The 5,710-nt window shown below is 62.6% G+C and carries 5 protein-coding genes; 2 read left to right on the top strand and 3 right to left on the bottom strand.

The window, feature by feature from the left end:
- Window positions 1-186: 186 nt before the first annotated feature.
- Window positions 187-321, bottom strand: a complete 135-nt coding sequence (locus ELR45_RS42245; RefSeq protein WP_276320765.1) for a hypothetical protein — start codon at window positions 319-321, stop codon at window positions 187-189.
- A 185-nt stretch (window positions 322-506) separates the two neighbouring features.
- Here ELR45_RS42245 and ELR45_RS33985 point away from each other — a divergent pair, with 185 nt between their 5' ends.
- A complete protein-coding gene (locus ELR45_RS33985; protein WP_129670234.1) occupies window positions 507-1,250 on the top strand; it encodes a DUF5131 family protein in 744 nt (247 codons plus the stop codon).
- 98 nt (window positions 1,251-1,348) lie between these two features.
- On the top strand, window positions 1,349-2,467 hold the full coding sequence (locus ELR45_RS33980) for a three-Cys-motif partner protein TcmP (RefSeq protein WP_129670233.1): 1,119 nt from the start codon (window positions 1,349-1,351) through the stop codon (window positions 2,465-2,467).
- Window positions 2,468-2,490: 23 nt separating this feature from the next.
- Here ELR45_RS33980 and ELR45_RS33975 read toward each other — a convergent pair whose 3' ends face one another.
- Window positions 2,491-4,821 carry a DEAD/DEAH box helicase gene (locus ELR45_RS33975; RefSeq protein ID WP_165368352.1) on the bottom strand — a complete coding sequence of 777 codons (2,331 nt, stop codon included), beginning with the start codon at window positions 4,819-4,821 and terminating at the stop codon, window positions 2,491-2,493.
- Window positions 4,822-5,504: 683 nt separating this feature from the next.
- The coding region (locus tag ELR45_RS36275) for a hypothetical protein (protein ID WP_165368351.1) at window positions 5,505-5,710 on the bottom strand (206 nt) is incomplete at its 5' end.

The raw sequence follows: 5,710 nt of genomic DNA, 5'->3' as shown, positions 1-5,710 counted from the left end.
GTGGCGGTCTCGTTGCCGGTGAGCGGTGGCTCCGGGCGTCCCTGCTCATCCAGATCGGTCATGGGCAGCGAGCCTATCGACGGGATCGCTGCTTGGTACAGGCGATCTCCCGGGGTTCAGGGGCAGCCAGCGAGGCTCGGAGGGTGGCCTGCGGCCTCGCAGAGCGTCTGATGGACCCAAGCGACGTCACGCCATTGGGCGTTCTTCCAGCCGATTGCTGATATGTGTCATCTGGTTCGAAGCCGAGGGGGCGATGTTGTCCGGGCTGGCAGGGCGGTTGAAGACGACGGCAACGTAGTGGGGCTGGGCCTCGAACATCACGCGGCTAGGATCCTGGCGCACACCCGTCACGTCATTAGCGGTATGGCGCAACTTCTCTTCGTCCCTTGCGGGATGCCGTACCTGATCGCATCCATAGAATGGTTGCACCTGTCACACTGATCACACCCGGCGCTCTCACAACTGCGCCGGGGTTGGTGCGCCGCACCCGAGAACTAGGAGCGACGGTGGCTACTAATAGTGCGATCGAGTGGACCGAGACCACCTGGAACCCTGTCACGGGATGTGATCGTGTAGCCGCTGGATGCGACAACTGCTACGCCCTGGCACTGTCGAGACGCCTCAAGGCGATGGGCGTCGCGAAGTATCAGAATGATGGCGATCCTCGGACCAGCGGACCCGGCTTCGGCGTGACCACCCACCCCAAGTCGCTCGCTGAACCCTTCAGGTGGGGCGGATCGCGTCTGGTGTTCGTGAACTCGATGAGCGACCTGTTCCATGCCAAGGTCCCGATTAGCTTCGTCCGAGACGTTCTTGACGTCATCCGCGAGACTCCACAGCACACGTATCAAGCCCTGACCAAGCGAGCCCACAGGCTTCAGCGGATGGCCGATCGGCTCGACTGGCCTGACAACTTGTGGATGGGGGTGTCGGTCGAGTCGAGTAAGGTTGTAGAACGCATCGATCAGTTGCGCAATGTCCCCAGCGCCCGCCGATTCCTCTCGTGTGAGCCACTGCTCGGTCCCCTCCCAGACTTGAATCTCGAAGGCATCCACTGGGTGATCGTCGGAGGCGAATCGGGGGCTCGCGCTCGACCGATGGATCCGATGTGGGCAACAGAGATCCGAGACCAATGTCTTGTGGCCAACGTGGCCTTCTTCTTCAAGCAGTGGGGCGGACACACCTCCAAAGCCAACGGCCGCCTCCTGGACGGCCGAACATGGGACGAGATGCCACGACTTGCCGTGTAGTCTCGCATTTCTGGGCTGAGTGCAGCACCTTGATCGAAGGCGGGCGTCGGCGATAGGCGATCGAGCCCAGGATCTCGACTGGCAGTGAGGAGCGCGACATGCCGGGTCAGAACCCCGTGCCTTGGAAGGCGGATCCCCACACTAAGGCCAAGCACGCTCTCTACGAGCGGTACCTCAGCAAGTGGATGCCAATCATGGTCAAGGGTTGGGGAGCGAACATCACCTACGCCGAGGGATTCGCAGGGCCAGGCGTCTACCTCGACGGCTCGCCGGGCTCGCCCGTCATCGCCTTGCGGACCTTGGTTGAGAATCCCAATATCAGAACGAAGGTCAAGAACGGCGGCGTGCGGTTCGTCTTTGTCGACCTCGACCAGCGCTGCATCGACATGCTCCCAGGAGAACTGGCCAAGGCAGCTCAGCCGGTACCGCTTGACAAATTGTCCCAACACGGCGTCCAGATCGCGATCGAGAACGGGGAGTGCGAACCACAACTCGAACGCATCCTGACTCGGGTGAAGGCATGGGATCGCCCGATCCTCGCCGTGCTCGACACTTGGGGCGGCGCTGTCTCATTCGAACTGGTAAAGCGCATCGCCGGAAATCCCAGCAGCGAAGTGATCATCACCATGCAGCCGCAGTACTTCTCGCGATTCGCGGCGGTCGACGACATCACCCATGGCGACCGGGTCTTCGGTGCGAGTGGGTGGCGTGCGGTGGTGCAGCAACCATCTGAAGCGAAGGAGCGCTGGCTGTTGCAGAGATACCGCCAGACTATCCAAGCTGCCGGCTTCCCTTTCGTCCTCGACTTCGAATTGGTCGACACGCGTGGCCAGTCGTTATTCCTCGTCTTCGGGACCACGCACCCGAAAGGCCTCACCAAGATGAAAGAGGCCATGTGGGAGGTCGATGACATCGCCGGCGTCGGCTACCGAGACCCACGCGACCCGAGCCAGGAGACCTTGGCAATCGAACTGGAGCCGCACACGGCCCCGCTGAAACGCCTCATCCTGGACCATCTCAACATACTCCCGGGCCACCGGTCGCCGATCCACGAGCTTCGCAAGTTCGCGCTGTACAACACGGTCTTCAAGGAGAGCCAAGCCATGTCCGTTGTCCGCGACCTGGTGTCTAGTGGCCTACTGATGCGGGCCGACGGAGAGGCGACCGATACAGGCCTATCGTTCCAGCACGTGGTCTCGCTTCCGATCCGCCAATGAGAGTCGGTGAGGGACGAGTAGAGTCACTCCTCGAACTCGAGCGCGTCACGAAGGTCACGGAGCCGCTCCCCATCAGCGCGGGTAAGCAGGGCGGCGGCATCGTCGACGTTGCCATCACCGAGCAGCCAGGTTGTTGCCTCGTCCCACCCGGCGTCTGAGAGCCCGGAAATGGTAAGCGCCGCTCGGCGGGTCAGACGACCCCGTTCGATGAGTTGCACACACGTCTCATTCGGCACCCCGTACTCGATGGCGCCACGGATGAATGATGGGAATGTGTCGCCTAATTCACCGGCGACGATCTGCGCGCCTGACCACACCCAGCTAGCCGGATAGACGAGCTTGCCGATGTACTCGGTCGCATCCGAGATTCTCTTCGACTCGTCCTGTCCGCCGAATAGTGCCGTCGCAGCCTGGGCGACGTCGGCCATCTCAGCTAGTCGCGCGTAGCTCGCGCCCATGAGCCAGTCGGTGAAAAGCTGAATGTCGAGCTCATGGTCGGTCGAGCCCAGATGTTCAGTGTCAGCCTGGTAAGCAAACCGCGATAGTGCGTCCCACGCGTCGGCAGCCTTCGCGTTCCGGCGGAACCACAGGCCGTGCTGGAACACCTCCGGGGCCTCGAACGTCATTCTGGCTACCAGCTCCGCGACTTGCGAGGTCAAGTGCATTGTCCCTGGAAGTTGGCTCATCCATCCGTCTCGGCCGCGCTCGACTGCCAGCGATAAGCGATGTACGGCCGGGAGGGAAAGCCCGGTCAGCTGTGCAATCGAGCCCCGTGCAGTTGCGCGAAGTGGGCTACCAGCAACTGCGTATCCGTCGGTCTCGAGGTGGCACATCAACTGGTCGACGATGTAGGTGACTGTCTGTTTCTCCGAGTTGTTGCCTTGGTCGTAGCTGAACGTCTGCTCGCTCAGCGCCAGGGCCTGCCCCTCTACGTAACTAGACGGATCGGTGAGCCAGGCCAGGACCTGCGACTCGATGTCCGCGAAGTCGTTCCACTCCTCGACTGTCGCGGGACCGAGGGAGACGTTATTCAACTGGCCACGCAGCACATCCCTTGCCGAGGTCTGCCACAGCGAGTTTCTCACCAGGCCGCTGAGCATCTTCGAGTCTGAGTCGAGGATGAACACCATCCCTTCGACAGCCACGTTCGCTCGACCTGCGCGCCCGATGATGTTCAGATACAGGTCGCGCTCCAACCGCCGGCTCGGACCTGGGAAGTTCAGATGCGGGATAACCACGACACGGAACGGCATGTCGGCGCCCTCGGCGACGGTGGTCGTTGCGCACACGACACGCAGGAGCCCTCGACGTACCAGTCGTTCGATCTGCTCCAGCGCATGTGTCGGCACACCCGCGTGATGGAACGCGATTCCACTGTTCATCATCTGTGCCAGCGGGTGATTCTCACCAAGGAGCGCACGCACTTCTTCAATCGCGGTGAGAACGGTGCGCCACTGGTCGTGCGTGAGACTGGTGCGCCACTGTTCGCCCTTCACAGCGCTGCCCTTGAGAACCTTCTTCGCGAGACTCTCAGCCCGCGGTCGACTTACGCAGATTGCAAGTGCCGGCATGTACTCATCGTTCAACCGCAAGAGTAGAACAGCCGCGTCGTCGATGGCGGTCCTTCGGGGCATGCTCATGACAGTGCTCGGGTTCGCTTGGAATGCCCGTTGCTTAATGGTGCCGTCGGTCTCCCAGACCAGCTCCAACGTCCCAGTCGGTCGGCCTGATCGAGGGCTCAGTGGCTCATCGCCCAGCCATTCGCTCAGTTCCTGGCTGCCGTGCGTCGCCGCGGCTAGCCCCAGCAACTTCAGGTCTGGGTTGCGCATCCGCAACCGGGCAAGAATCAGCTCGAACCTGGGGCCGCGACCCGGGCGTCCGATGAGATGCAATTCGTCGAACACAAGGACCGAGCAGTTGTCGAGGAAGTCCGCTGCCTCCGTGTGTCCGGCCGCGGAAGAGGCGGCCAGTCGCATGAGCCCGTCGAGCCGCTCCGGGGTGCAGACGATGACGTCCGCGACGTCGTCCGACGGCAGAGCAGAAGGATCGTAGCCGCTGCCCAGGTCACGGATAGCGAGACCGGCCGCGCGCAGTCCCGGCCGCAGCTGGCGCTCCACCTGGCGCGACAGCAGTCGGTACGGAGCCACGTAGATGGCACGCGTGCCCGGGTTGCGTGTCAACGTCGCGACGATTCGGAGCTCCGCGATGAATGTCTTCCCGCTCGAGGTCGGCAAGGCAATCACCCGCGTATCGTCCAGGGTCGCACCGGCGGCGATCGCGGCCATCTGCGCCGGGAACAGCGCTGGTACCGGCACAGCTGACAAATAGCCCTCCAGCGCATCGGACTCGAACACGGGGTCCGATCCACGAAGCACAACGGACGGTGCTGCGACCCTCACTGCCTCAGACCACGCGATAAGGGCATCGAAGTACGCGAGCCCAACGCCATCCCCCCGAGACAGCGCGCGGTTGCGCGCCTGATAGACGAACTCATCTCCGGGCGAGCTGAGGACAACGCGAAGGGCGGTCGCCGCGACGATGTCATCAACGTGCTGCGGCGTTCCAGCTAGTCGGTCCTCCGCAACACCGCCGCGGCCAATCCCGAGACGTTCGTTCAATGCCTGTAGAGCTTGCTGCCGGTGACCACGTACTGAGTCCGCGAACGCCGACAGCGTCAACGTCCAGTAAGGTCGCTCCAACTCGAATGGGCGCGAGGCCGCGTCTAGTCTTTCCGCGAGCAGCGAGAGTCGCGCGAATTGTCCGTCAGCAGCGAGCACCCGTACGCACATCAACAACACGGCGACCGAATCATCACCCGATTCTTCGACTGTAGCGACCGCGATCGAAATCACTGTCTCCACCTGGTCGACGCTCAAATCCTCAAAAGACAATGACCTGTCGACTGAATCGGTGGCGAGAAGCTGAAGGAGGCGGTTCCGGTTCCGTGCCACCACATCCGAACCCACCAGCGCACCAAGAGCGGCGCTTACCCGGGCCCGCTTCAACTCCCGCCGAGCGGCGTTGAAATCGGGCGCCATCACGGACACCTTGTGTGCACGGTCGCCAACCCAGGGAAGGTGATAACGCGGAAGCGATGGCTACCGGTGACTGTCGGCAGGTTCACCAGCTGGGCGAGCATGTCGGCCTTGAGTACCGGGTCAATCACGGCTACTCCCGACAACCCGACGAGCGCGGCGTCAGGGAAGTCAGCGAGGAACAGGAACGCCCGTTTCGCATCCCCGG

The sequence above is a fragment of the Phytoactinopolyspora endophytica genome (assembly GCF_004138495.1).
GTDB classification, from domain to species: Bacteria; Actinomycetota; Actinomycetes; order Jiangellales; family Jiangellaceae; genus Phytoactinopolyspora; species Phytoactinopolyspora endophytica.
The sequence above is the reverse complement of the archived record's forward strand: the minus strand, read 5'-3'. Positions and strand labels throughout refer to the sequence as shown.